The sequence below is a fragment of the Escherichia sp. WS33 genome, assembly GCF_046486385.1.
GTDB lineage: Bacteria > Pseudomonadota > Gammaproteobacteria > Enterobacterales > Enterobacteriaceae > ECMA0423.
The window spans coordinates 86,545-111,951 of sequence record NZ_JBJQLJ010000018.1 but is presented as its reverse complement, the minus strand read 5'-3'; the positions used below and the strand labels follow the sequence as shown (position 1 = coordinate 111,951).

Below are 25,407 nucleotides of genomic sequence, written 5' to 3'. Positions count from 1 at the left end.
TTGCCTGGCGGCCGTAGCGCGGTGGTCCCACCTGACCCCATGCCGAACTCAGAAGTGAAACGCCGTAGCGCCGATGGTAGTGTGGGGTCTCCCCATGCGAGAGTAGGGAACTGCCAGGCATCAAATTTAGCGTGCTGATATGGCTCAGTTGGTAGAGCGCACCCTTGGTAAGGGTGAGGTCCCCAGTTCGACTCTGGGTATCAGCACCACTTTTTAGGTTAAAGTTCGGCAGATTAGAAAAGAATTTGTCTGGCGGCAGTAGCGCGGTGGTCCCACCTGACCCCATGCCGAACTCAGAAGTGAAACGCCGTAGCGCCGATGGTAGTGTGGGGTCTCCCCATGCGAGAGTAGGGAACTGCCAGACATCAAATAAAACAAAAGGCTCAGTCGGAAGACTGGGCCTTTTGTTTTATCTGTTGTTTGTCGGTGAACACTCTCCCAACCAGGACAAATCCGCCGGGAGCGGATTTGAACGTTGCGAAGCAACGGCCCGGAGGGTGGCGGGCAGGACGCCCGCCATAAACTGCCAGACATCAAATCAAGCGAAAGGCCATCCGAAAGGATGGCCTTTTTGCTTTTCGAACTAACATTCAATTAATGGATTACCTGCGATAAAAATGCCCTCGTACGCTCTGATTTAGGATGCGCAAAAAATTCATCAGGTGCAGCTTGTTCCACTATCTCCCCACGATCCATAAAAATTACCCGGTCAGCGACGGTACGTGCAAACCCCATCTCATGTGTTACACACAACATTGTCATACCCGACTGCGCCAGCCCAATCATCGTATCCAGCACCTCTTTCACCATCTCCGGATCGAGCGCCGACGTTGGCTCATCAAACAACATAATTTTCGGCTTCATACACAGCGAACGCGCAATGGCAACGCGTTGCTGCTGACCACCAGAAATTTGTCCGGGAAACTTATGCGCATGTTCGGCAATTCTCACCCGCTCAAGGTAATGCATCGCCAGAGCTTCAGCCTCTTTCTTTGGCATCTTGCGTACCCAAATCGGTGCCAGGGTACAGTTCTGTAGAACGGTCAGATGAGGGAAGAGATTGAAATGCTGAAAGACCATTCCCACTTCCTGCCGGACGCGCTCAATATTGCGGATATCTTCATTAAGTTCGATGCCATCTACCACGATCCGTCCCTGTTGATGTTCTTCCAGATGATTAATACAACGAATGGTTGTCGATTTACCGGAACCTGAAGGGCCACACAGAACGATCCGTTCTCCCGGTTGCACGGTTAAATTTATATTTTTCAAAACATGGAATTGTCCATACCATTTATTGACGTTTTCCAGCGTAATCATCGCGTTAGCAGGTTGCAGTAAAATTTGGCTCATAGTGTCCTCAATGCGGTGTACGCCCGGTGTTAAAACGTTTTTCCAGATGCTGGCTATAGCGCGACATGCTGAAACAGAAGATCCAGTAGATCAGCGCGGCGAAAACATACCCTTCCGTCGACATACCCAACCAGGTGGGATCAACGGTTGCCTGCTGAACGCTACTGAAAAGATCGAACAACCCGATAATGATCACCAGGCTGGTATCTTTGAAGAGTGCGATGATGGTATTTACCAGCCCAGGAATTACCAGCTTCAACGCCTGTGGCAGAATAACCAGCCCCTGAGTTTTCCAGTAACCCAACGCCAGCGACTCTGCCGCTTCATATTGCCCTTTAGGCAGCGCCTGTAATCCGCCTCGCACGACTTCCGCAACATATGCTGACTGAAACAGGATCACGCCAACCAGCGCGCGGATCAGTTTGTCGATATTGGTGCCTTCTGCCATAAACAAAGGCAGCATGACCGAAGACATAAACAATACGGTAATCAGCGGTACGCCGCGCCAGAACTCGATAAAAATGACCGATAAGATACGCACAATCGGCATATGGGAGCGGCGACCTAACGCCAGTAAGATCCCCCACGGTAGCGCCCCCGCAATCCCAACGGATGCAATAATTAAAGTTAGCGTCAGCCCGCCCCATTGCCGGGTTTCAACCCGCTCCAGACCAAAAAAACCGCCATACATCAGCCACCAGACAATCAGTGGGTAAATCACCGCCCAGACCGCAATATAGCGACCGCGATGCGGGAGTATTTTCCAGAACATTGGTGCGATTGACACAAGGCCAATCAGTAATGCCAGGTTAATTCGCCAGCGTTGGTCGTGTGGGTAAAGTCCATACATAAACTGACCAAATCGTTCGTGGATGAAGACCCAACAGGCACCGGCTTTTGTGCAGTCGGCACGCGTTGAGCCAACCCAATTAGCCTGCAAAAATGCCCAGTTCAGCAACGGTGGGATCAGTTCCCACATCAACCATATGCAGCCAATAGTCAGCAGGCTATTGCTCCAGCTGGAGAACAGATTTTTTCGCACCCACACCATCGCGCGGCTTGAGTTATGGCTCGCTGGGCGCGAGGGCTGAGACAGCAATACTTTTGTCATCATGACTCCTTAGCGTTCAACGATCGCGATGCGGCGGTTATAGATATTCATCAGCAGCGAGATAGTCAGGCTGATAATCAGATAGACCGACATGGTCATGGCTATCGTCTCGATGGCTTGCCCCGTCTGGTTCAGCACGGTGCCAGCAAACAGCGAAACCATATCGGGATAGCCAATAGCGGCGGCAAGAGAGGAGTTTTTGACGATGTTGAGATACTGGCTGGTTAACGGCGGAATAATCACTCGCAGTGCCTGGGGAATAATGACCTGGCGTAGCGTAACCGGGTTGGGTAATCCCAGTGACCGAGCCGCTTCATGTTGACCATAAGGCACTGCCTGGATCCCAGCGCGGATAATCTCGGCGATAAATGCAGATGTATAAACCGAAAGTGCCAGCGTTAAGGCTGCCAGTTCAGGAATTAAAACCATCCCGCCGCGGAAGTTAAAGCCTCGTAGGGCTGGGACATCCCAGTGTAGTGCTGCGCCAAAAAGCCATTGCGCCAGTAAAGGCAAACCAATGATCAACACTGCGGCGATCGGCCAGGTGCGGCGCAGTTGTCCGGTCTTTATCTGGTATGTTTTATTAAAGCGGAATAGCCCAACAGAAAGGACTATAGCCATAACAACAGCCAGGATAAACGCAATAAATCCGTCTCCCAGCTGCGGTGACGGAATATAAAGCCCACGATTGCTCAAAAAGGCCAGATCAAACGCGCTCACAGCCTGGCGTGGTCCGGGCAAATTGCGCAACACGGCAAAGTACCAGAAGAAGATTTGCAGCAGCGGGGGAATATTACGGAAGATCTCAATATAAATTGTGGATAGTTTTCGTAGCAGCCAGTTATCCGAAAGTCTCGCCAGACCGATAAAGAAGCCTAAAACAGAAGCGAACACAATACACAATGCAGAAACCAGTAGCGTATTGAGTAAGCCGACAATAAAAACGCGTCCGTAGGTGTCGCCCTGCTGGTAATCGATCAAATGCTGGACAATACCGAAGCCAGCGCCGCGATCCAGAAAGGCAAAACCTGAAGTAATGCCACGATTATTGAGATTCGTTACAGTGTTGTGAAATAACCAACCAACAATGCCGACAACAGCAACAACGGCAAGGATCTGGAATAACCAGGCGCGAACCGTAGGGTTGGCAAAAGAGAGTGAGCCTTTAACGGTTGAGCGGCGATGAGACATAGAAACCTCGGAAAGCATAACGCTGAAGAGAGCGCCGCCGTAGCGACGCCCGTTACCTCACACCGACTTAACGCACGGGCGGCGCGTACTGAATACCGCCGTTATTCCAGAGATTATTTTGCCCACGTTTAATTTTCAGCGGGCTTTCTGAACCTACGTTACGCTCGAAAATTTCCGAGTAGTTACCCACCTGTTTGATGATGTTATAGGCCCATTTATTATCCAGCTTCAGATCCTTGCCGTAATCGCCTTCTTTACCCAGCAGATGTGCCATATCAGGCGTTGCTGGATTAGCCGCTTTTTCATCGACGTTCTGGGAATTGATGCCCATCTCTTCAGCATTCAGCATGGCGAAAAGCGTCCAGCGTACAATCGAGAACCATTCATCATCGCCACGACGAACTGCCGGCCCAAGCGGTTCTTTAGAGATAACCTCCGGTAAGACAATCCATTCAGCTGGGTTGCTTAATTTGATGCGCAGGGCATACAGTTGCGACTGATCCGAGGCCAGCGTATCGCAGCGACCAGATTCCAGTGCCTTCGCTGATTCGTCAGAGCGATCGAAAGTCACCGGTGTGTACTTCATATTGTTTGCCTTGAAATAGTCGGCAACGTTGAGTTCGGTATCAGTACCCGCCTGAATACAGACGGTAGCGCCATCCAGTTCTTTCGCGCTTTTTAGCCCCGCTTTATCGTGCGTCAGGAAGCCAATGCCGTCGTAATAAGTGACGCCGGTAAATGCCATTCCCATCCCGGCATCGCGAGATGAAGTCCAGGTCGTATTACGGGAGAGCAAATCCACTTCCCCTGACTGTAAAGCGGTGAAGCGTTCTTTTGCTGTGAGTGGGGTATATTTCACTTTCGTGTCGTCACCAAATACAGCAGCGGCAACACCACGACAAACATCAACATCAATACCTGAAAACTTACCGTCTGCATCGGCATAAGAGAACCCAGGTAATCCATCACTGATCCCGCATTGCACAAAACCTTTTTTCTGAACGGCATCAAGCGTCGCGCCAGCATGCGCCTGATTTGCAACGGCAAGCAGCACGCTGGCGGCAGCCAGTGTGGCTATCATCATCTTTTTCATAATGCTTCCTGTGAGGCGAAAATTATCGTTATAGGACGTTTGGGAAACGTCTTTTACCTGTCTGTGGCCATCCTCTTATAAGCAAAAGTAGTGCCAGCTTTTGCGCCCGATTTCGCGTCGCAATAAGCTGAGTGTAGACAGGAAATAATAAAAACAGCGCCCCGCAATGGTGCGAAAATGAAACATGCGCCACATTTTGGCGCAAAATATTTACGCGTGTTTTACTAAGCAGAATAATGATTGTTAGCGTGAGTATATTTCTGGTGGGAAGTGTGAAAGTTAAATTGATGCGTTATTTCGAAAGCAGCGAAATAACGCGATATAACATGCTAAATCAGCAGAGAATTAGCCAGCAGAATATAGCAATATTTTATCTTATGTAAAGATACTGTATCGTTAAACAGAGCGCGAAACTCCGCGCCCTGTTCAGTTATTTCGACAGAGCGATGATCCCCATCGTCAGGCCAGCAACAGCCGCTGCCCCGCCAGCAATAGCCCCAGCCGTTTCCCAGTTATCCTGAGTCGTGCCTTTCATACAGGTATTGGTGTGAACCAGACGACCCTGATCGTCATAAACCGGAACGCAGGGCGAATCGTGAGCACAGCCCGCCAGCAATGCGGTGAGCAATGCCACAGGAATTAATCTTTTCATGGTGTTACCTCAGTAATAAACGCTAACGCTTAATAAGTTAACTCTCTTATTAACGAGCTGAATGCCATTTTATCACCGGAGGTTATAAATCTTGCGGAATGAATAATGACAAATTATGTGAATTGTAAAAATAGTGAAGGGAGCGGGAACTATAGAAAGCTTTTAAAGAGTGAGCAGAAGAATATCTTATTAATTTTTATGGGTTTCACTGGAAATAATAAAGGCACCCGAAAGCGCCTTTATGTTTCTGATTTATCCTTTAAAGCAACGGCGGATCACCACAAAGAACACCGGTACGAAGAAGATTGCCAGCAACGTTGCAGAGACCATTCCTCCCATTACCCCGATACCCACAGCGTTCTGCGCGCCACTGCCGGCACCGTTACTGATAGCTAGCGGTAATACGCCGAGAATAAAGGCGAGAGAGGTCATCAGGATAGGACGCAGACGCATACGTACTGCCATCAGTGTCGCTTCAACAACACCTTTACCCTCTTTCTCCATGAGATCTTTAGCGAACTCAACAATCAAAATAGCGTTTTTGGCCGACAAGCCAATTGTCGTTAGCAAGCCCACCATAAAGTAGACGTCATTTTTTTGATTAAAGAGTGTTGCCGCCAGTAGCACGCCGACAATCCCTAACGGCACTACCAACATAACCGAGACAGGAATTGACCAGCTTTCATAGAGTGCAGCAAGGCACAGGAAAACAACCACAAAGGAAATTGCTACCAGAGCGGGAGCCTGGTTTCCCGATAAGCGTTCCTGATACGACATACCCGTCCAGTCATAACCAATGCCCGCAGGTAATTTTGACGCAAGGTTTTCCATCAACGCCATGGCATCGCCGGAACTGGTTCCTGGCGCGGCTTCCCCCTGAATCTCCATTGACGGCAGACCGTTGTAGCGTTCCAGTCGCGGAGAGCCATACACCCAATGTGAAGTGGTAAAGGCCGAGAATGGCACCATTTCGCCGTTGGCGCTGCGGACATAAAGTTTATCGACATCTTCTGGCAGCATACGGAATTTGGCATCCGCCTGAACATACACCTTTTTCACGCGACCACGGTCGATGAAGTCGTTAACGTAAGTCCCACCCAACGCCGTTGAAATGGTCTGATTGATGTCAGAAAGTGAAACACCTAATGCCTGCGCCTTTTCCTGGTCAACTTCCAGTTTAAACTGCGCGGTGTCTTCCAGGCCATTAGGACGCACGCTGACTAAGCTGGCAGGATGTTGCGCCGCCATGCCAAGCAACTGGTTACGGGCCTGGGTCAGGGCATCGTGACCCAGCCCAGCCTGATCAATTAACTCAAAGTCGAAACCCGTTGCCGTGCCCAGTTCAACAATGGCTGGCATATTGAATGGAATGACAAAACCGTCGCGGATCTTGCCCAATTCCATTTTGGCACGATGGATTACCGCTTCCGCACTGTTTTCATCACTATTACGCTCTTCCCACGGTTTCAGACTGACGAAGGCCATACCGGCGTTTTGTGCCTGGCCGCTGAAGCTAAAGCCGTTAACCGTAAAGACACTTTCAACGTTCGCTTTCTCGTTCTTCAGATAGTAATCCGTCACTTGATCCAACACTTTTTGCGTCCGCTCTTGCGTCGCGCCAGCGGGTAACTGAATCATGGTCAGAAAGACACCCTGATCCTCTTCAGGTAAGAAGGAAGACGGAAGACGTAAAAACAACACCACCATTCCTGCAACAATCAGCGCATAGATCAGTAAATATCGTCCTGTGGAACCGAGGATTTTGCCGACGCTGTTGGTGTAGTGGTTAACGCTATGATCGAAGGTGGTATTAAACCAGCCGAAGAAACCACCCTTATTTTCGTGATGCTCAGCTGAGGTGGGTTTGAGCAGTGTTGCACATAACGCAGGGGTAAGAATCAATGCCACCAGAACAGAAAGCGCCATTGCCGAAACGATGGTGATAGAGAACTGGCGATAAATTGCCCCAGTAGAACCGCCGAAGAATGCCATCGGAATAAATACCGCTGACAGCACCATCGCGATACCCACCAGTGCGCCCTGAATTTGCGACATCGATTTTTCCGTCGCTTCTTTTGGCGGGAGCTTATCCTCCATCATCACGCGCTCGACGTTCTCCACCACCACTATCGCATCATCGACGAGCAGCCCGATGGCAAGCACCATCCCGAACATCGTTAGTGTGTTGATGGAGTAACCAAAAGCGGCGAGGATGGCAAACGTCCCTAATAACACCACGGGTACCGCAATGGTGGGGATCAGCGTTGCTCGCATATTCTGCAAGAACAGATACATCACCAGGAACACCAGCATAATGGCTTCGAACAGCGTTTTTACCACTTCGTGAATAGAAAGCTGGACGAATGGCGTGGTGTCATAAGGGTAGAGAACCTTCATTCCCTGCGGGAAGAATGGCTGTAATTCCGCCAGTTTTGCCTTAATGGCTTTCGCGGTATCGAGAGCATTCGCGCCGGTTGCCAGCTTAATCCCCAGGCCCGCCGCCGGTTTTCCGTTGATACGAGCGATAACGTTATAGTTTTCACCGCCAAGTTCAACTCGTGCGACATCTTTCAGGCGTACCACCGAGCCGTCACTGTTTACGCGCAGGGTTACTTTGCCGAATTCTTCCGGATTTTTTAACCGCGTCTGAGCAATAATTGAGGCGTTCAACTGTTGCCCTGGTAACGCTGGCGTTCCGCCCAACTGTCCGGCAGCGATCTGATCGTTCTGTACCTTCAACTGGTTAATCACATCAACCGGTGTCAGTTTATATTTGTTTAGCAGATCGGCGTCCAGCCAGATACGCATCGCATACTGTGCGCCGAAAAGCTGTACGTCACCGACGCCATTCAGACGGCTAAGCGTATCTTTAACGTTAGAGGCCACATAGTCCGAGATATCGTCCTGTGTGGTGTCTGGGTTATCAGAGACAAAGCCCGCCACCATCAAATAGCTGCTACTGGACTTTTCAACACTGATCCCCTGCTGCTGAACCTCCTGCGGCAGCAACGGCGTGGCGAGCTGGAGTTTGTTCTGCACCTGCACTTGCGCGATATCAGGATCGGTCCCGGACTGGAAGGTAAGGGTAATTGTCACGCTACCGGCGGAATCGCTGGTGGAGGACATATACATCAGGTTATCGATACCGTTCATATTCTGTTCGATAACCTGCGTCACCGTATCCTGCACGGTCTGCGCATCAGCGCCCGGATAGTTTGCTGAAACAGAAACCGCAGGCGGTGCAATGGTTGGATACTGAGCGACGGGTAATTGTAGGATCGCCAGTGCGCCCGCCATCATCAGAATAATGGCCAGCACCCATGCAAATATCGGTCGTCGAATAAAAAAGTTTGCCATGTCAGATTACCTTACTTCGATGCAGTATCTGCGGGGGTATCGGTAGTGGCTTTAACCTGCTCTCCCGGACGCGCTTTTTGCAGGCCGCTGACAATGACTTGATCGCCAGATTTCAGACCTTCGCTAATCAACCATTTATCGCCAATCGCCTGACTGGCAACGACAGGGCGCGCTTCCACCTGACTTTTATCGTTAACAATCAGCACGGTTGCATCACCACGCGGTGTGCGGCTAACGCCTTGTTGCGGGATAAGAATGGCGTCAGGTTGGACGCCTTCATCAATCCGTGCGCGCACAAACATACCCGGCAAAAGCGTATGTTGCGGGTTAGGGAAGACGGCACGTAGGGTTATGGAGCCGGTGCTTTCATCAACGGTCACATCAGAGAATTGCAGCGTACCTTTCAGGGGATAGGTTTGACCGTTTTCCATGACCAACTCTACGTTGCTGGTGGCGTTTTCCTTATGCAAATTTCCTTGCTCTACGGATTGCTTCAGCCTCATAAAATCGTTGCTGGATTGGGTCACATCAACGTAGATAGGATCGAGCTGCTGGACAGTCGCCAGTTCAGTCGTTTGCCCATTAGTGACAAGAGCGCCTTCGGTCACGGTCGATTTGCCGATACGTCCGCTAATTGGCGCAGTCACTTTGGTATAAGCGAGATTGATGCGAGCGCTTTCGACTGTGGCTTTTGCGGCAATCACGGCGGCATCGGCCTGGCGAGCATCAGCAATGGCCTGGTCGTACTCCTGCTGGCTGATGTATTTCGTACCCACGAGCGGAACGTAACGTTTTACCGTCAAATGCGCGATGGCGGCGGCGGCTTCACTTTTCGCCAGTTCGCCTTTCGCGCTGTCATAATTTGCCTGATAGGTCGCGGGATCGATCTGGTACAGGGACTGGCCTGCTTGTACATCGCTGCCTTCAGTGAAATTACGATTCAGTACGATCCCGCTAACCTGTGGGCGAACTTCGGCTATACGGTAAGCATTGGTGCGGCCTGGTAATTCAGTCTTAACTTCTAACGGGGCCGTTTTCACAATATGAACGGTAACCTGCGGTTCACCGACGTGAGCTTTCTCTTCTCCCTTATCGTTACAACCGGCGATTAAAGCCGCGGAGATCAGAATAAAGGAGGGCAGGAGGAAAAACCTGGCATGTTTCGTCATTACTATTCCTCAAAAAACCAAAAGCGCGTTATTTACCCAGAAAGGCAACGCGTTAACTCGCAGAAAGAAAAATACAGTTTGCTATCCTACAAATTATCATTCGTCGATGTAAGGAATAGTTATGAATACTGGCGTCTCAAGGCACATAAACACAAAAAAAGATTAATATTCTACTGTTTTATTTTGACGCGGGTTGAAAGAGGCAGAATTAAAACCTCGTAAATTGAAATATATATTCATGTGGCGAATGTATTTTAGGTAAATAATATATATTATTTATTTGACGATTTATAGCAACTCAATATTAGTCTCTCGTATAAATACACATTAGGTGATAGATTAACCTTCGCTATTTTCTCACTCTGTGTCGAATATATTTATTTCCTGAATAATTAATCATGGCAAAAAGAACCAAAGCCGAAGCTCTGAAGACCCGGCAAGAACTGATTGAAACTGCCATCGCCCAGTTTGCGCAGCATGGCGTAAGCAAGACGACACTCAACGACATTGCCGACGCTGCTAACGTTACGCGTGGCGCTATCTACTGGCACTTCGAAAACAAGACTCAACTGTTTAATGAGATGTGGTTGCAACAGCCTTCATTGCGGGAGTTAATCCAGGAACACTTGACGGCTGGATTAGAGCATGACCCGTTTCAACAATTGCGTGAAAAATTGATTGTCGGCTTGCAATATATTGCCAAAATTCCCCGCCAGCAGGCGTTGCTGAAAATCTTATATCACAAATGTGAATTTAATGATGAGATGCTGGCCGAGGGAGTGATACGCGAAAAGATGGGCTTCAATCCGCAGACTCTCCGCGAAGTATTGCAGGCGTGTCAGCAACAAGGTTGTGTAGCAAATAACCTCGATTTAGATGTTGTGATGATTATTATTAATGGTGCCTTCAGCGGAATTGTTCAAAACTGGTTAATGAATATGGCGGGTTATGATCTTTATAAACAAGCCCCCGCTCTGGTCGATAACGTATTAAGAATGTTCATGCCAGATGAAAACATAACGAAATTAATTCATCAAACGAATGAATTAAGTGTCATGTAAATTCACATTCTGTCCTGAAAATTCAGTTCGTCACAGTTAACCAGTTTTAGTGGATTAACTGAGTTCATATTGCGGCATTTGTCTGTTTCTGTTGCCAGCAGTTCAATCCACTGCATCAGTAAAGTATCAAACAGAAAAACGAAGACAGCGAAAACGACGAGCCACCAATACTTGCGAATCATTACCTGAGCCTGTGTATGTTTAACCAAGTCTGGCAGGAAATATACACGAAATGAATAATCTGAAAACCAGGCTTACACTTCCTTTACTTTGCAATGAGATCGGGGTCAACTTCGCTTAACCGGCTTCGTTTTGACAGGTTGCCGGTCTTTCTTTTTTTCACTTTCGCCAGTTCTTCCGCAGAGTAATGCGACGCGACATCCAGCCGTCGAAGCCCCATTTTGATGTACTCGCTGTTGATCTCAATACCAATGAATTTTCGCCCGCTGGAGACGGCTACGGCACCGGTAGTAAAGCTACCGGCAAACGGGTCGAGAACGATATCGCCTGGGTTGGAAGAGGCGAGAATAATGCGTTTCAGTAAGGCTTCCGGTTTTTGCGTCGGGTGGTTCTCATATTCATCCATCAAATAACGCACGCGCGGAAAATCCCAGACGTTACCCGGTACTTTTTGATGATTGTATGGCTGTGGAGGATTTTTGCGATAATCGATCAACGCGCGCTGCGATCCGGTTTTGGCTTCTACCAGAATAGCATCACCGTTGAATGTGTAGTTCTTTGCGTCTTTCACCATCATCAGGATGGGTTCGTACATGGAGCCGTAGTGTTTTTTCGCCTGTACTCCAGAACTGTCATATGACCAGACGATGCGACTTTTGATGGTAAAAAGCTTGCGGCACTGGAGATCGATAAAGGGCATGTTTTCCGTGCTGTTCATGATGTACATGCTGCCCTGCTTTTTCAGAACGCGGTGGCACTCTGCAATCACTTCAAACAGCCAGTCGATAAACAGATCTTCTTTCCAGGCTTCGATCAGACCATCAAAATTTTTACCGATGTTATATGGTGGGTCGGCAAAGATCAGATCGACACTTTCGGCGGGGATCTTTTTAAGTTCGGCAAGCGCATCACCGTGAATAATGGTCTTAGCTTCATTACCAAACCGGGTCGGTTCACATCCTGTTCTCATGGTCACTCCCTTTGTGACACCTATAAAAAAGGCGCTTCCCCATGCCGAGTAGCGCCTTTTTAATCAAGCATTTAGCTAACCTGAATTAGTTCATGCCGTATTTTTTCAATTTTTTACGCAGCGTACCACGGTTGATGCCCATCATCAGCGCAGCACGGGTCTGGTTACCACGGGTGTATTGCATCACCATGTCCAACAGGGGCTGTTCTACTTCAGCCAGTACCAGCTCATAGAGGTCATTCACATCCTGACCATTCAGTTGAGCAAAATAGTTCTTCAGTGCCTGTTTAACCGAGTCACGCAGGGGTTTTTGGGTTACCTGATCCTGAGAGTTAACGGTAGAAACGGTCAGTACGTCAGAATTTACGCGTTGTTCGAACATAGTTCTGTCAGCTCTTTATTTCTGTTTACGCAAAATTTTCGAAGTATGCCTCCAACGCCTCCAGCTGTTCGCTGGCATCCTCAATGGCGTTGAATGTGCGCCGAAACTGGTCATTTGGAGCGTGTTCCTGGAGATACCAGGAAACGTGTTTACGTGCAATTCGGTACCCTTTTGCCGGACCATAAAAGTCATGCAGTTCCCGAACGTGCGCGCAAAGCAAGCGCTTAACCTCTGCCAAAGGCAGCGGGGGCAGCAACTCCCCAGTGTCCAGATAATGCTGGATTTCCCGAAAGATCCAGGGTCTTCCCTGAGCTGCGCGGCCTATCATCAGGGCATCCGCCCCTGTATAGTCGAGCACAGCTCTGGCTTTAAGCGGGTCAGTAATGTCGCCATTCGCGATAACCGGAATGGAAACTTTCTGCTTAACTGCCCGAATACTGTCGTACTCAGCTTCTCCATTGAACAAACAGGCGCGTGTACGGCCATGAATGGTCAGAGCCTGAATGCCACAGTCTTCAGCCAGTTGGGCAATCTCTTCGCAGTTACGGTGTTCCGGTGCCCAGCCGGTGCGAATCTTCAGGGTAACAGGAACGTCCACTGCATTGACGACCTCGGTAAGGATCGATTTAACGACATCCGGGTACTGCAAGAGGGCTGAACCTGCGAGCTTGCGATTCACTTTTTTAGCCGGGCAACCCATATTGATATCAATAATCTGGGCACCGCTTTCCACGTTAATACGTGCTGCATCTGCCATTTCTTTCGGATCGCTACCAGCAATTTGCACGGTGCGAATACCGGGTTCATCAATGTGCACCATCCGTAAACGAGATTTGTCGCTTTCCCAAACCTGTGGGTTAGAAGACATCATCTCGGATACTGTCAATCCGGCTCCCATCTCGTAGCACAACGTCCGAAAAGGTCTGTCTGTAATGCCAGCCATGGGCGCTGCGATCAGGCGATTTCTGAGCTGATATTGTCCGATGCGCATGAGTTAAGAAATGACCATACTGTGACTGCAAGGCGGCGTATATTACGCATTTTTTGCACGAGATGAAAGGCCAAACTTTGACCAATCCTCTGAGATGGATCAAAGAATTGCATTTAAAATGAGCGTGGTGCGATAATTACTCATAAAAATCATCATATTAGAAAATAGTGACTAAAATTTACACTCAAAGAAATTTGAGTAAGTTCTCAATTTTTCTTTATGAATGAAAATTTTGGCACGCAAATTTGCGTAAATAACCGGCAAATTTACGTGCCTTTTGTGAGCTTGCTCGCACTTCGCCCCGCGTCACCCTACGGCGATGCGAAGGTTAATTCTTACGACCGGTAATACGGCACCACTCTTCTTTTTCCACGACCGGGTCCAGTGCGAAGCTATCGGCATAAGCTTCACAAACGCTCTCTGCCTGGCTTGCCAGAATACCGGAAAGGCCCAGCAAACCGCCTGAAACCGGCAGGACGCTGATTAACGGTGCCAGTTCACGTAATGGGCCTGCAAGGATGTTAGCGACCACCACGTCGGCTTTCATTTCTTCTGGCTGATCTTTCGGTAAGTAGAGTTCCAGACGGTCAGAAACGCCATTACGTTCGGCGTTGTCGCGGCTGGCCTGAATCGCCTGCGGATCGATATCAATACCAATGGCTTTTGCTGCACCCAGTTTCAGCGCCGCGATCGCCAGAATGCCGGAACCACAGCCAAAGTCGATGACTGTTTTACCGGTTAAATCGAGGCTGTCGAGCCATTGCAGGCACAGAGAGGTGGTTGGATGGGTACCCGTACCAAACGCCAGCCCTGGATCTAACATCACGTTGACGGCGTTTTCGTCCGGCACATCACGCCAGCTAGGGCAGATCCACAGTCGTTCACCAAAGCGCATCGGGTGGAAATTATCCATCCATTCGCGCTCCCAGTCTTTATCTTCTAGTTGTTCGATTTTATGCGCGAAGCCTGCGCCGAGCAGCGGATGGTTTTCCAGAATCGCCACCACGTCGTTCATATCGGTTTCAGCGTCGAACAGACCAATCACATCGGTGTCGCCCCACAGGCGCGTTTCGCCCGGCAGCGGCTCAAATACTGGCGTATCGTGGGTATCCTGAAAAGTGATAGAAACGGCACCCGCTTCCATCAGCGCATCGCTAAGATCTTCCGCGTTCGCGCCGGTGGTGTTCAGTTTCAGTTGGATCCAAGGCATGGCAAAACTCTTTATTTATCAGTAGTCAAAACGGTAGCTTGCGGGACGGATGTACCGAAACGGTTTCCGACCAGGAAAGCCAGCAAACTTAGTAGTAACGAGGGCACAATAGGGTGGAAGCCCAGGTACTGAATATTCAGCGTCGCGAGTACGGCATACAGCACGCCGCCAACGATCATCGCACTTAGCGCGCCTTTGGCGTTGGCGCGTTCCCAGTAAAGACCCAGCACCAGCGGCCACAGGAAAACGGCTTCCAGCCCACCGAAGGCCAGCAAATTCAGCCAGATGATCATTTCTGGCGGCTTCCAGGCGGCAAGCAGCAGCAACGCGCCGAGAACTAACGTAATTACCGCCGACATCCGCTTCAGACGCGTCTCGTTTTGCATTTGATCCGGACGGATATTCAGATAGAGATCTTTAATGATCGTAGCGGAACTTTGCAGCAACTGGGCATTGATCGTCGACATGATCGCAGCCATAGGTGCAGCCAGGAAGATTCCGGCAGCAAACGGTGGCAGCACTTTTACCATTAACGTCGGGATCACCAGATCCGGTACGGTGAGATCGGGGATCACTGCACGACCTAACGCTCCGGCCAGGTGCATACCGAACATCAGGATTGCGACTACAATCGTACCGATGATGATCCCCCGGTGTACTGCTTTGCTGTCTTTATAAGAGATACAGCGCACCGCAGTATGCGGCAGGCCAATCACGCCAAAGCACACCAGTACCCAGAACGACGTCATAAAGGCAGGCGACAGAATATCGTCAGCGCCTTGTGGCGTAACCAGTTGCGGATCGATGGTTTGCAAGGTCTGTACTGCGTTGCTTAAGCCGCCAGCGGCATGTACCACGCCAATAAGCAGCACAACGGTGCCAATCAGCATCACAAGCCCTTGCATGGTGTCGTTCAGCACGCTGGCGCGAAAGCCACCAAAGGCGGTATATAACGCAATGCTGATACCAAAAATCAGCAGCCCGGTTTCATAAGGAATACCCGCCGCGGTTTCCAGCAGGCGCGCACCGCCGATAAACTGCACGGTCATCGCACCAACGAACGCAACCAGCAAACTCAAACTCGCCAGCCACACCAGAAGACGACTCTGGTAGCGGGCAAACAGCATATCGTTCAGCGTCACTGCATTGTAGCGGCGCGCAAGAATCGCAAACTTCTTGCCGAGAATACCGAGTGAAAGCCAGACTGCAGGAAGCTGAATCATCGCCAGCAATACCCAGCCCAGCCCGTATTTATAAGCAGCTCCTGGCCCGCCGATAAACGAACTGGCACTGATATAGGTCGCGGTGAGCGTCATCGCCAGCACAATACCGCCCATAGAGCGGCTGCCGAGGAAATACTCATTAAGGAAGGTGCCGGTGCTCCGTTTACGCATCGCATAAACAGAGATACCGAACACCACCACCAGATAGGCGACCAGCGGTAGAATTACTTCAAGCTGCATCGTCATCCTCCAGTGGGATATCGCGATAGATAAATTTCACCATCGCCCAGCACAGTCCAATAAACAGTAGCGGCGTCAGGATGCAGGCCATCTCAAACCAGCGCGGAAAGCCGGTAAAACCGGGGGCAACGCCAGGTAAGTAAGCGGCTACTAACCAAACTGCCAGATACAAAAGGGTCAGCCCCAGCGCCCAGCGCGCCTCTTTATGGGCCTGAACAAAACGAGTGTCCATTTTTTGTCCCTGATGGGTGAAGAAAGCGAGGATTGTACCTTATGGGGGTTGTCGATCCCCAGTAATAAAAAAGGCCGGAAAATCCGGCCTTTTGACGCTTTTGCAGTCTTATTTTTCCTGAAGACCGAGTTTTTTCTCCAGATAGTGGATGTTAGTGCCACCATGCTGGAAGTTCTCGTCATTCATGATGCGGATCTGCAGATCAACGTTGGTTTTGATACCGTCGATGATCAGCTCCTGCAGCGCATTCTTCATGCGAGCAATCGCCACGTCACGGTTTTCACCGTAGCAAATCAGCTTACCGATCATTGAGTCATAGTACGGCGGTACGGTGTAGCCCGCGTAGATATGAGACTCCCAACGCACTCCAAAACCGCCAGGTGCGTGGAAACGGGTGATTTTGCCTGGGCTTGGCAGGAAGGTGTTCGGATCTTCGGCGTTGATACGACATTCCACCGCATGGCCGCGAACGTGAACTTCTTCTTGCTTGATCGACAGCGGTTGACCGGCAGCGATACGCAGCTGTTCTTTGATCAGGTCAACGCCGGTGATCATTTCTGTAACCGGGTGTTCTACCTGAATACGGGTGTTCATTTCGATGAAATAGAACTCGCCGTTTTCGAACAGGAACTCGAAAGTACCTGCACCGCGATAGCCGATATCAACACACGCTTTAGCACAACGTTCGCCGATGTAGCGACGCAGTTCCGGTGTAATTCCCGGTGCTGGTGCTTCTTCGACCACTTTCTGGTGACGACGCTGCATAGAGCAGTCACGTTCCGCCAGATAGATAGCGTTGCCCTGACCGTCAGCCAGTACCTGAATCTCGACGTGGCGAGGATTTTCCAGGTATTTCTCCATGTAAACCATATCGTTATTGAATGCGGCTTTCGCTTCCGCACGGGTCATGGAGATGGATTGTGCCAGTTCAGCGTCGCCGCGCACTACACGCATACCACGACCGCCGCCGCCGCCGGAGGCTTTGATAATCACCGGATAACCTATGCGTTTAGCAATGGCACGGTTTTTATCCATATCGTCGCCCAGCGGGCCGTCAGAACCTGGTACGCAAGGAACGCCCGCTTTTTTCATCGCCGCGATTGCCGACACTTTGTCACCCATCAGGCGAATAGTGTCTGCTTTCGGGCCAATGAAGATAAAGCCGGAGCGTTCAACCTGCTCGGCAAAGTTGGCGTTCTCGGAGAGGAAGCCGTAACCCGGATGGATTGCTACTGCGCCGGTGATTTCAGCGGCGCTTATGATTGCCGGGATGTTCAGATAACTTTTTACTGACGGAGCAGGGCCAATACAGACCGTTTCATCTGCCAGTAATACGTGTTTTAGATCGCGATCCGCGCTGGAGTGCACAGCGACAGTCTTGATGCCCAGTTCTTTACAGGCACGAAGAATACGCAATGCAATCTCGCCGCGGTTGGCAATAACAATTTTATCCAGCATGTTCGCCTCGTTACTCGATGACGACCAGCGGCTCGTCAAATTCTACCGGTTGTCCACTTTCGACCAGAATTGCTTTCACGGTACCGGATTTGTCCGCTTCGATCTGGTTCATCATTTTCATGGCTTCAACGATGCACAGGGTATCGCCCACGTTGACTTTCTGACCCACTTCGATGAACGCTTTTGCGTCCGGGCTTGGGGTGCGGTAGAAAGTACCAACCATCGGGGAGCGTACGATGTGACCACTGATTTCCGCTGCTGCTGGCGCTTCCATGGAAGGAACGGTCGCCGGAGCGGCTGCGTTAGATTGAGCTGGCTGCTGCATCATTGGTGCAGCGTAAGCTTGTTGCATCACAGGGAAACTTGCGGCAGGAGCTGCACGGCTGATGCGTACTGACTCTTCGCCTTCGGAGATTTCCAGTTCGGAGATGCCTGATTCTTCAACCAGCTCGATCAGTTTTTTAATCTTACGAATATCCATGAGTGGGTTCCGTACTCTTTGTTTAGTGTGATTGTGACAGGCGTTTCACCGCCGTCTGTAAAGCGTATGCCCCGACAGCTGTATGCATAGCGATAAATTCCAGCAGGCCGGGACGCCGGTCTATTTTGCCCCAGAGTGTCAATGTTAGACTTGACGGACATTGTGCAGCGATCTGCTGCTATCCTCCGGCAAAAAACAAAATATACCTTCGTTGCGCCAATGTCACCTTTTCCGCAGCGCAAAAACTGTGTCAGGGAGGACGAGGTCGCACATTATAACGATTTCGTAGCAATTGGCAGCTAAATACTGGTCTTATCAGGGAAGATAATCAACAGCTAACATGTAAATAACCTTCAACACCGTGTAATTTGCAACAAGCCGCACAATTCACGAAATTAGCGCCATCATCGACGGAACTTCTTATAACGTAAGGTGAAAAGCTGTAAAGCCAGCCCTGCGAAGATGAGGGGCTGCAATGAGATAATCTTCACAGACCACAAATAATGTAGGGATGCCAGGATCGCGACAAGATAGACGACATTACGCAGCGGTTGCTGGGGATTACCCAATTTTCACTGCATCGTCTGGATAGATGTGAATGCTAAAGCACGCAAAATCAACCGACTGACAATTCTCAGCATTAAATAGGTTCGAGTGGTTAATTTGTAGTCAAATAAAATCAGATTATTCACCCCATGGGACCAGAAATCAGTAATAGGTTAAGCGTAGTGTCGCCCAGGCAAAGCACCATAAACCTAACAGGCGACGGAGGCATATCAATAATGGCTGTTTAGAGGAGTATCAATGCGCATCAATTTGTGGTCAGTCGAAATCATGACTTTCCAGTTTGGATGATGTTGTACAACTTCCTGACCAAGGTGTTCGACGAAAGCTGTCCGGCTAACCGCTTTTCCCGTTAACCGATTGAATAATGATGTCAAAATGAGTTCCCTCTCTTATTATTCCTTGCTAAATGGTTAGTTAACCTTCACCAGCGTGCGACCCTGGATCTGGTTATTAATGATGGCCTCGGCAAAGTTCGGTGCCTCTGACAGAGATATCTCTTTTGCCGCCTGGGTATAGAATGATTCCGGTAAATCGGCGACCAGTCGCTGCCAGGCTTGTGCGCGGCGTTCTGGTGGCGTCATTACTGAATCCACCCCTTGCAAACGGACATTACGCAGAATAAATGGCATGACCGTGGTTGGCAGAGTAAAACCACCCGCCAGACCACAGGCCGCCACGCAGCCGCCGTAATTCATTTGCGCCAGCACTTTTGCCAGCACTTTGTCGCCAACAGTGTCAATTGCCCCAGCCCAGACTTGTTTTTCCAGAGGACGGGATTCGGCAAACTCATCACGAGGGAGAATACGACTGGCACCTAAACTTTTCAGGTATTCATGGGTACTTTCGCGACCGGAAACGGCAACGACCTGATAACCCAACTTATGCAGCAGCGCCACGGCGGTACTGCCGACGCCACCACTGGCACCCGTCACGACAATCTCCCCGTCCTGCGGGCGAACACCGGCATCTTCCAGCGCCATCACACACAGCATGGCGGTAAAACCGGCAGTACCGATAATCATTGCTTTACGCGCGTCCAGCCCTTGCGGCATGGCAACCAGCCAGTCACCTTTCACTCGCGCCTGCTCCGCCAGCCCACCCCAGTGGTTTTCACCAACGCCCCAGCCAGTGAGTAACACCTCCTGACCGGCATGAAAACGCGGATCTTCGCTGGTGCGTACAGTTCCGGCAAAATCGATCCCAGGAATCATCGGAAAATTACGGATGATTTTTCCCTTACCGGTAATCGCCAGCGCATCTTTATAGTTCAGGCTCGACCAGTGAACATCAACCGTGACATCGCCCTCCGGCAGGCGACTTTCGTCAAGTGTCTGTACCGATGCGAGAGTTTTGCCGTCCTGCTGTTCTAAAAGTAACGCCTGCATAAGTGGTCCTCATGTGCATGATGGATTGGAAAATAATTTCTGAAGACTATACTCGCTAATGGAAAAGCAAAGCCGATGAAGCGCAATAAATTGCGAGATAAATCTGATTTGCTAGTATGCCCGCTTCCTCACTATCGGAGTTAACACAAGGATGAGATTAACGACGAAATTTTCGGCCTTTGTTACGCTGCTCACCGGGTTAACAATTTTTGTGACTTTGCTGGGCTGTTCGCTAAGTTTCTACAACGCAATTCAGTATAAGTTTAGTCATCGCGTTCAGGCGGTGGCGACGGCGATTGATACCCACCTTGTGTCGAATGACTTCAGCACATTAAGGCCACAAATTACCGAATTAATGATGTCGGCAGATATCGTTCGTGTAGACCTGCTCCATGGTGATAAACAGGTTTATACCCTGGCCAGAAATGGTAGTTATCGTCCGGTTGGCTCCAGCGATCTGTTTCGCGAACTGAGTGTTCCGTTGATAAAGCATCCGGGGATGTCGCTGCGTCTGGTTTATCAGGATCCGATGGGCAACTATTTCCATTCTTTAATGACTACCGCGCCGCTCACGGGGGCGATTGGCTTTATCATTGTTATGCTCTTCCTGGCGGTACGCTGGTTACAACGGCAACTTGCCGGGCAAGAATTGCTGGAAACCCGGGCTACTCGTATCTTAAACGGTGAGCGTGGCTCTAATGTGTTGGGAACCATCTATGAATGGCCGCCCAGAACCAGCAGTGCGCTAGATACGCTGCTTCGTGAAATTCAGAACGCACGCGAACAACACAGCCGTCTTGATACGCTGATCCGCTCTTATGCCGCCCAGGACGTGAAAACCGGCCTCAATAACCGACTCTTTTTCGATAATCAGTTAGCAACGTTACTGGAAGATCAGGAGAAAGTAGGTACCCACGGGATCGTGATGATGATTCGTCTGCCGGATTTCAATATGTTGAGCGATACCTGGGGGCACAGCCAGGTTGAAGAACAGTTCTTCACTCTGACGAATCTGCTGTCGACATTTATGATGCGCTACCCTGGCGCACTGCTGGCGCGTTACCACCGCAGTGATTTTGCTGCGCTGTTACCGCACCGGACGTTAAAAGAGGCAGAGAGCATCGCCGGTCAGTTAATCAAAGCCGTCGATACCTTGCCGAACAATAAAATGCTCGATCGCGACGATATGATCCACATTGGTATCTGCGCCTGGCGTAGTGGTCAGGATACCGAGCAGGTAATGGAACATGCAGAGTCTGCCACGCGTAATGCGGGATTGCAGGGCGGCAATAGCTGGGCTATTTACGATGACTCGTTGCCTGAAAAAGGACGCGGTAATGTTCGCTGGCGTACGCTTATCGAGCAAATGCTCAGTCGCGGCGGCCCGCGCCTTTATCAAAAACCGGCGGTTACTCGCGAAGGTCAGGTTCATCATCGCGAACTCATGTGCCGCATCTTCGATGGTAATGAAGAGGTTAGCTCGGCGGAGTATATGCCGATGGTCTTGCAGTTTGGCTTATCGGAAGAGTATGACCGTCTGCAAATCAGCCGTCTTATTCCACTATTGCGTTACTGGCCAGAGGAAAATCTGGCGATTCAGGTTACCGTTGAGTCGCTGATTCGCCCGCGTTTTCAGCGTTGGCTGCGCGATACGTTAATGCAATGTGAAAAATCACAACGAAAACGCATAATTATTGAACTTGCAGAGGCCGATGTAGGTCAACATATCAGTCGTTTACAACCTGTTATTCGTTTAGTGAATGCTTTAGGGGTACGGGTAGCCGTCAACCAGGCTGGTTTGACGCTGGTAAGCACCAGTTGGATCAAAGAACTTAATGTTGAGTTACTCAAGCTCCATCCGGGGCTGGTCAGAAACATTGAGAAGCGAACGGAGAACCAGCTGCTGGTTCAAAGCCTGGTGGAAGCCTGCTCCGGGACCAGCACCCAAGTTTACGCCACCGGTGTGCGTTCGCGAAGCGAGTGGCAGACCCTGATTCAGCGCGGTGTTACAGGCGGGCAAGGGGATTTTTTCGCGTCCTCACAGCCACTTGATACTAACGTGAAAAAATATTCACAAAGATACTCGGTTTAACCTGCCGTTTAATCTGTTTTCACGTAGAATAACGCGCGCTGCGTCTCATGGGAGTGTGCTTGTCTGCTCGCCAGATTGTTGCAGCACATATGCAGATGAATGACCTTACGCGGTTGCAAACAGGCGAGGAATGCTGCTGATGCATTAAGCCTTTCTGGACTCAGGCAGAGATTTGTAACAAAGGAAACGAACTGCACTAATTTTCACCGTAGCAGATGATTTTTGCGCCTTGTCGCTGCTGCGTGTGGTTGGTAAAGTAAGCGGATTTTCTTTTCCGCCCCAGCTTTCAGGATTATCCCTTAGTATGTTGAAAAAATTTCGTGGCATGTTTTCCAATGACTTGTCCATTGACCTGGGTACTGCGAATACCCTCATTTATGTAAAAGGACAAGGCATCGTATTGAATGAGCCTTCCGTGGTGGCCATTCGTCAGGATCGTGCCGGTTCACCGAAAAGCGTAGCTGCAGTAGGTCATGACGCGAAGCAGATGCTGGGCCGTACGCCGGGCAATATTGCTGCCATTCGCCCAATGAAAGACGGCGTTATCGCCGACTTCTTCGTGACTGAAAAAATGCTCCAGCACTTCATCAAACAAGTGCACAGCAACAGCTTTATGCGTCCAAGCCCGCGCGTTCTGGTTTGTGTACCGGTTGGCGCGACCCAGGTTGAACGCCGCGCAATTCGTGAATCCGCGCAGGGCGCTGGTGCCCGTGAAGTCTTCCTGATTGAAGAACCGATGGCTGCCGCAATTGGTGCTGGCCTGCCGGTTTCTGAAGCGACCGGTTCTATGGTGGTTGATATCGGTGGTGGTACCACTGAAGTTGCTGTTATCTCCTTGAACGGCGTGGTTTACTCCTCTTCCGTGCGCATTGGTGGTGATCGTTTCGACGAAGCTATCATCAACTATGTGCGTCGTAATTACGGTTCTCTGATCGGTGAAGCCACCGCAGAACGTATCAAGCACGAAATCGGTTCGGCTTACCCGGGCGATGAAGTCCGTGAAATCGAAGTTCGTGGCCGTAACCTGGCAGAAGGTGTTCCACGCGGTTTTACCCTGAACTCCAACGAAATCCTCGAAGCACTGCAGGAACCGCTGACCGGTATTGTGAGCGCGGTAATGGTTGCACTGGAACAGTGCCCGCCGGAACTGGCTTCCGACATCTCCGAGCGCGGCATGGTGCTCACCGGTGGTGGCGCACTGCTGCGTAACCTTGACCGTTTGTTAATGGAAGAAACCGGCATTCCAGTCGTTGTTGCTGAAGACCCGCTGACCTGTGTGGCGCGCGGTGGCGGCAAAGCGCTGGAAATGATCGACATGCACGGCGGCGACCTGTTCAGCGAAGAGTAATCGGATGCAGGCAGGGGAAATGTCTGTTTACCCTGCCTGGTCTGATACGAGAATACGCATAACTTATGAAGCCAATTTTTAGCCGTGGCCCGTCGCTACAGATTCGCCTTATTCTGGCGGTGCTGGTGGCGCTCGGCATTATTATTGCCGACAGCCGCCTGGGGACGTTCAGTCAAATCCGTACTTATATGGATACCGCCGTCAGTCCTTTCTACTTTGTTTCCAATGCTCCTCGTGAATTGCTGGATGGCGTATCGCAGACGCTGGCCTCGCGTGACCAACTAGAACTTGAAAACCGGGCGTTACGTCAGGAACTGTTGCTGAAAAACAGTGAACTGCTGATGCTTGGACAATACAAACAGGAGAACGCGCGTCTGCGCGAGCTGCTGGGTTCCCCGCTGCGTCAGGATGAGCAGAAAATGGTGACTCAGGTTATCTCCACGGTTAACGATCCTTATAGCGATCAAGTTGTTATCGATAAAGGTAGCGTTAATGGCGTTTATGAAGGCCAGCCGGTCATCAGCGACAAAGGTGTTGTTGGTCAGGTGGTGGCCGTCGCTAAACTGACCAGTCGCGTGCTGCTGATTTGTGATGCGACCCACGCGCTGCCAATCCAGGTGCTGCGCAACGATATCCGCGTAATTGCAGCCGGTAACGGTTGTACGGATGATTTGCAGCTTGAGCATCTGCCAGCGAATACGGATATTCGTGTTGGTGATGTGCTGGTGACCTCCGGTCTGGGTGGTCGTTTCCCGGAAGGCTATCCGGTCGCGGTTGTCTCTTCCGTAAAACTCGATACCCAGCGCGCTTATACTGTGATTCAGGCGCGTCCGACTGCAGGACTGCAACGTTTGCGTTATCTGCTGCTGCTGTGGGGCGCGGATCGTAACGGCGCTAACCCGATGACGCCGGAAGAGGTGCATCGTGTTGCTAATGAACGTCTGATGCAGATGATGCCGCAGGTATTGCCTTCGCCAGACGCGATGGGGCCAAAGTTACCTGAACCGGCAACGGGGATCGCTCAGCCGACTCCGCAGCAACCGACGACAGGAAATGCAGCTACTGCGCCTGCTGCGCCCACACAGCCTGCTGCTAATCGCTCTCCACAAAGGGCTACGCCGCCGCAAAGTGGTGCTCAACCGCCTGCGCGTGCGCCGGGAGGGCAATAGTGGCGAGCTATCGTAGCCAGGGACGTTGGGTAATCTGGCTCTCTTTCCTCATTGCGCTGTTGCTGCAAATCATGCCCTGGCCGGATAACCTGATTGTTTTCCGGCCAAACTGGGTGTTACTCATCTTGTTGTATTGGATCCTGGCCTTGCCTCATCGCGTAAATGTGGGCACAGGTTTTGTGATGGGTGCCATACTGGATCTGATCAGCGGCTCGACGCTTGGCGTACGCGTATTGGCGATGAGCATCATTGCTTACCTGGTGGCGCTGAAATACCAGCTTTTCCGCAACCTCGCATTATGGCAGCAGGCGCTGGTCGTCATGTTGCTTTCGCTGGTGGTGGATATTATTGTTTTCTGGGCAGAGTTTTTAGTGATTAACGTCTCTTTCAGACCGGAAGTGTTCTGGAGTAGTGTAGTCAATGGGGTGCTCTGGCCGTGGATTTTCTTGCTGATGCGTAAAGTCCGTCAGCAGTTTGCAGTGCAATAAAGGT

Annotated in this window: 22 protein-coding genes, 1 tRNA gene and 2 rRNA genes; 8 read left to right on the top strand and 17 right to left on the bottom strand. The window is 50.5% G+C overall.

The features are described 5' to 3' along the window. Positions 1–3 precede the first annotated feature (3 nt). The 3 genes from rrf (ACJHXA_RS15735) (at position 4) to rrf (ACJHXA_RS15725) (ending at position 364) form a co-directional block, all read left to right on the top strand. Positions 4–119: ribosomal RNA gene (rrf, locus tag ACJHXA_RS15735) — 5S ribosomal RNA — on the top strand. Positions 120–133: 14 nt separating this feature from the next. Beyond that, positions 134–209: transfer RNA gene (locus ACJHXA_RS15730), tRNA-Thr, on the top strand. A gap of 39 nt (positions 210–248) precedes the next feature. Next, a 5S ribosomal RNA gene (gene rrf, locus ACJHXA_RS15725) occupies positions 249–364 on the top strand. A gap of 230 nt (positions 365–594) precedes the next feature. On the opposite strand, the gene ACJHXA_RS15720 is transcribed toward rrf (ACJHXA_RS15725), so the two are convergent. The 7 genes from ACJHXA_RS15720 to acrE all read right to left on the bottom strand — a co-directional run bounded on the left by ACJHXA_RS15720 (position 595) and on the right by acrE (position 9,926). Then, complete coding sequence (locus ACJHXA_RS15720; RefSeq protein WP_000078338.1) at positions 595–1,353, bottom strand: amino acid ABC transporter ATP-binding protein; 759 nt, start codon at positions 1,351–1,353, stop codon at positions 595–597. Positions 1,354–1,360: 7 nt separating this feature from the next. Beyond that, the gene (locus ACJHXA_RS15715; RefSeq protein ID WP_001299298.1) at positions 1,361–2,464 is read right to left on the bottom strand and encodes an amino acid ABC transporter permease; all 1,104 of its coding nucleotides are present in this window, start codon (positions 2,462–2,464) and stop codon (positions 1,361–1,363) included. A gap of 9 nt (positions 2,465–2,473) precedes the next feature. Next, positions 2,474–3,655 carry an amino acid ABC transporter permease gene (locus ACJHXA_RS15710; protein WP_000019655.1) on the bottom strand — a complete coding sequence of 394 codons (1,182 nt, stop codon included), beginning with the start codon at positions 3,653–3,655 and terminating at the stop codon, positions 2,474–2,476. Positions 3,656–3,722: 67 nt separating this feature from the next. Beyond that, the gene (locus tag ACJHXA_RS15705; RefSeq protein ID WP_000738575.1) at positions 3,723–4,748 is read right to left on the bottom strand and encodes an amino acid ABC transporter substrate-binding protein; all 1,026 of its coding nucleotides are present in this window, start codon (positions 4,746–4,748) and stop codon (positions 3,723–3,725) included. Between the two features lie 430 nt (positions 4,749–5,178). Next, positions 5,179–5,400 (bottom strand): membrane protein, encoded by a 222-nt coding sequence (locus ACJHXA_RS15700; protein WP_000825639.1) that lies wholly within the window; start codon positions 5,398–5,400, stop codon positions 5,179–5,181. 252 nt (positions 5,401–5,652) lie between these two features. Continuing rightward, positions 5,653–8,757, bottom strand: a complete 3,105-nt coding sequence (gene acrF / locus ACJHXA_RS15695; RefSeq protein ID WP_001273212.1) for a multidrug efflux RND transporter permease subunit AcrF — start codon at positions 8,755–8,757, stop codon at positions 5,653–5,655. 11 nt (positions 8,758–8,768) lie between these two features. Further along, positions 8,769–9,926, bottom strand: a complete 1,158-nt coding sequence (acrE, locus tag ACJHXA_RS15690; RefSeq protein WP_000160334.1) for a multidrug efflux RND transporter periplasmic adaptor subunit AcrE — start codon at positions 9,924–9,926, stop codon at positions 8,769–8,771. Between the two features lie 398 nt (positions 9,927–10,324). Here acrE and acrS point away from each other — a divergent pair, with 398 nt between their 5' ends. After that, positions 10,325–10,987: a multidrug efflux transporter transcriptional repressor AcrS gene (acrS, locus tag ACJHXA_RS15685; RefSeq protein WP_001129522.1), complete on the top strand. Its 663-nt coding sequence runs from the start codon at positions 10,325–10,327 to the stop codon at positions 10,985–10,987. A 2-nt stretch (positions 10,988–10,989) separates the two neighbouring features. Here acrS and ACJHXA_RS15680 read toward each other — a convergent pair whose 3' ends face one another. From ACJHXA_RS15680 to ACJHXA_RS15635, 10 genes are all read right to left on the bottom strand, one after another. Beyond that, positions 10,990–11,169, bottom strand: coding sequence for a DUF2556 family protein (locus tag ACJHXA_RS15680; protein ID WP_001295275.1), 180 nt, complete (start codon positions 11,167–11,169; stop codon positions 10,990–10,992). 83 nt (positions 11,170–11,252) lie between these two features. Continuing rightward, positions 11,253–12,137, bottom strand: a complete 885-nt coding sequence (gene yhdJ / locus ACJHXA_RS15675; RefSeq protein WP_001258900.1) for an adenine-specific DNA-methyltransferase — start codon at positions 12,135–12,137, stop codon at positions 11,253–11,255. An 85-nt stretch (positions 12,138–12,222) separates the two neighbouring features. Next, complete coding sequence (gene fis, locus ACJHXA_RS15670; protein WP_000462905.1) at positions 12,223–12,519, bottom strand: DNA-binding transcriptional regulator Fis; 297 nt, start codon at positions 12,517–12,519, stop codon at positions 12,223–12,225. A 25-nt stretch (positions 12,520–12,544) separates the two neighbouring features. Next, entirely contained in the window at positions 12,545–13,510 is a 966-nt protein-coding gene (dusB, locus tag ACJHXA_RS15665; protein WP_001219652.1) for a tRNA dihydrouridine synthase DusB, read from the bottom strand. Between the two features lie 328 nt (positions 13,511–13,838). Further along, entirely contained in the window at positions 13,839–14,720 is an 882-nt protein-coding gene (gene prmA / locus ACJHXA_RS15660; protein WP_001145827.1) for a 50S ribosomal protein L11 methyltransferase, read from the bottom strand. An 11-nt stretch (positions 14,721–14,731) separates the two neighbouring features. Next, complete coding sequence (gene panF, locus ACJHXA_RS15655; protein ID WP_001175728.1) at positions 14,732–16,183, bottom strand: sodium/pantothenate symporter; 1,452 nt, start codon at positions 16,181–16,183, stop codon at positions 14,732–14,734. Continuing rightward, positions 16,173–16,415 (bottom strand): YhdT family protein, encoded by a 243-nt coding sequence (locus ACJHXA_RS15650; RefSeq protein WP_000381170.1) that lies wholly within the window; start codon positions 16,413–16,415, stop codon positions 16,173–16,175. Before ACJHXA_RS15650 ends, panF begins: the two co-directional genes overlap by 11 nt. Before the next feature lie 108 nt (positions 16,416–16,523). Beyond that, positions 16,524–17,873, bottom strand: coding sequence for an acetyl-CoA carboxylase biotin carboxylase subunit (gene accC, locus ACJHXA_RS15645; RefSeq protein ID WP_000884620.1), 1,350 nt, complete (start codon positions 17,871–17,873; stop codon positions 16,524–16,526). 10 nt (positions 17,874–17,883) lie between these two features. After that, entirely contained in the window at positions 17,884–18,354 is a 471-nt protein-coding gene (gene accB, locus ACJHXA_RS15640; RefSeq protein ID WP_000354622.1) for an acetyl-CoA carboxylase biotin carboxyl carrier protein, read from the bottom strand. A gap of 977 nt (positions 18,355–19,331) precedes the next feature. Next, positions 19,332–20,306 carry an MDR family oxidoreductase gene (locus ACJHXA_RS15635; RefSeq protein ID WP_001148478.1) on the bottom strand — a complete coding sequence of 325 codons (975 nt, stop codon included), beginning with the start codon at positions 20,304–20,306 and terminating at the stop codon, positions 19,332–19,334. Between the two features lie 151 nt (positions 20,307–20,457). Between ACJHXA_RS15635 and csrD the strand changes: the two genes are divergently transcribed. From csrD to mreD, 4 genes are all read left to right on the top strand, one after another. After that, on the top strand, positions 20,458–22,398 hold the full coding sequence (gene csrD, locus ACJHXA_RS15630) for an RNase E specificity factor CsrD (protein ID WP_001241436.1): 1,941 nt from the start codon (positions 20,458–20,460) through the stop codon (positions 22,396–22,398). A 304-nt stretch (positions 22,399–22,702) separates the two neighbouring features. Beyond that, positions 22,703–23,746: a rod shape-determining protein MreB gene (mreB, locus tag ACJHXA_RS15625; protein ID WP_000913396.1), complete on the top strand. Its 1,044-nt coding sequence runs from the start codon at positions 22,703–22,705 to the stop codon at positions 23,744–23,746. 65 nt (positions 23,747–23,811) lie between these two features. Continuing rightward, positions 23,812–24,915, top strand: coding sequence for a rod shape-determining protein MreC (gene mreC / locus ACJHXA_RS15620; protein WP_000802516.1), 1,104 nt, complete (start codon positions 23,812–23,814; stop codon positions 24,913–24,915). After that, positions 24,915–25,403, top strand: coding sequence for a rod shape-determining protein MreD (mreD, locus tag ACJHXA_RS15615; RefSeq protein ID WP_000179409.1), 489 nt, complete (start codon positions 24,915–24,917; stop codon positions 25,401–25,403). The genes mreC and mreD overlap by 1 nt, the downstream gene beginning before the upstream one ends. Positions 25,404–25,407: the final 4 nt, after the last annotated feature.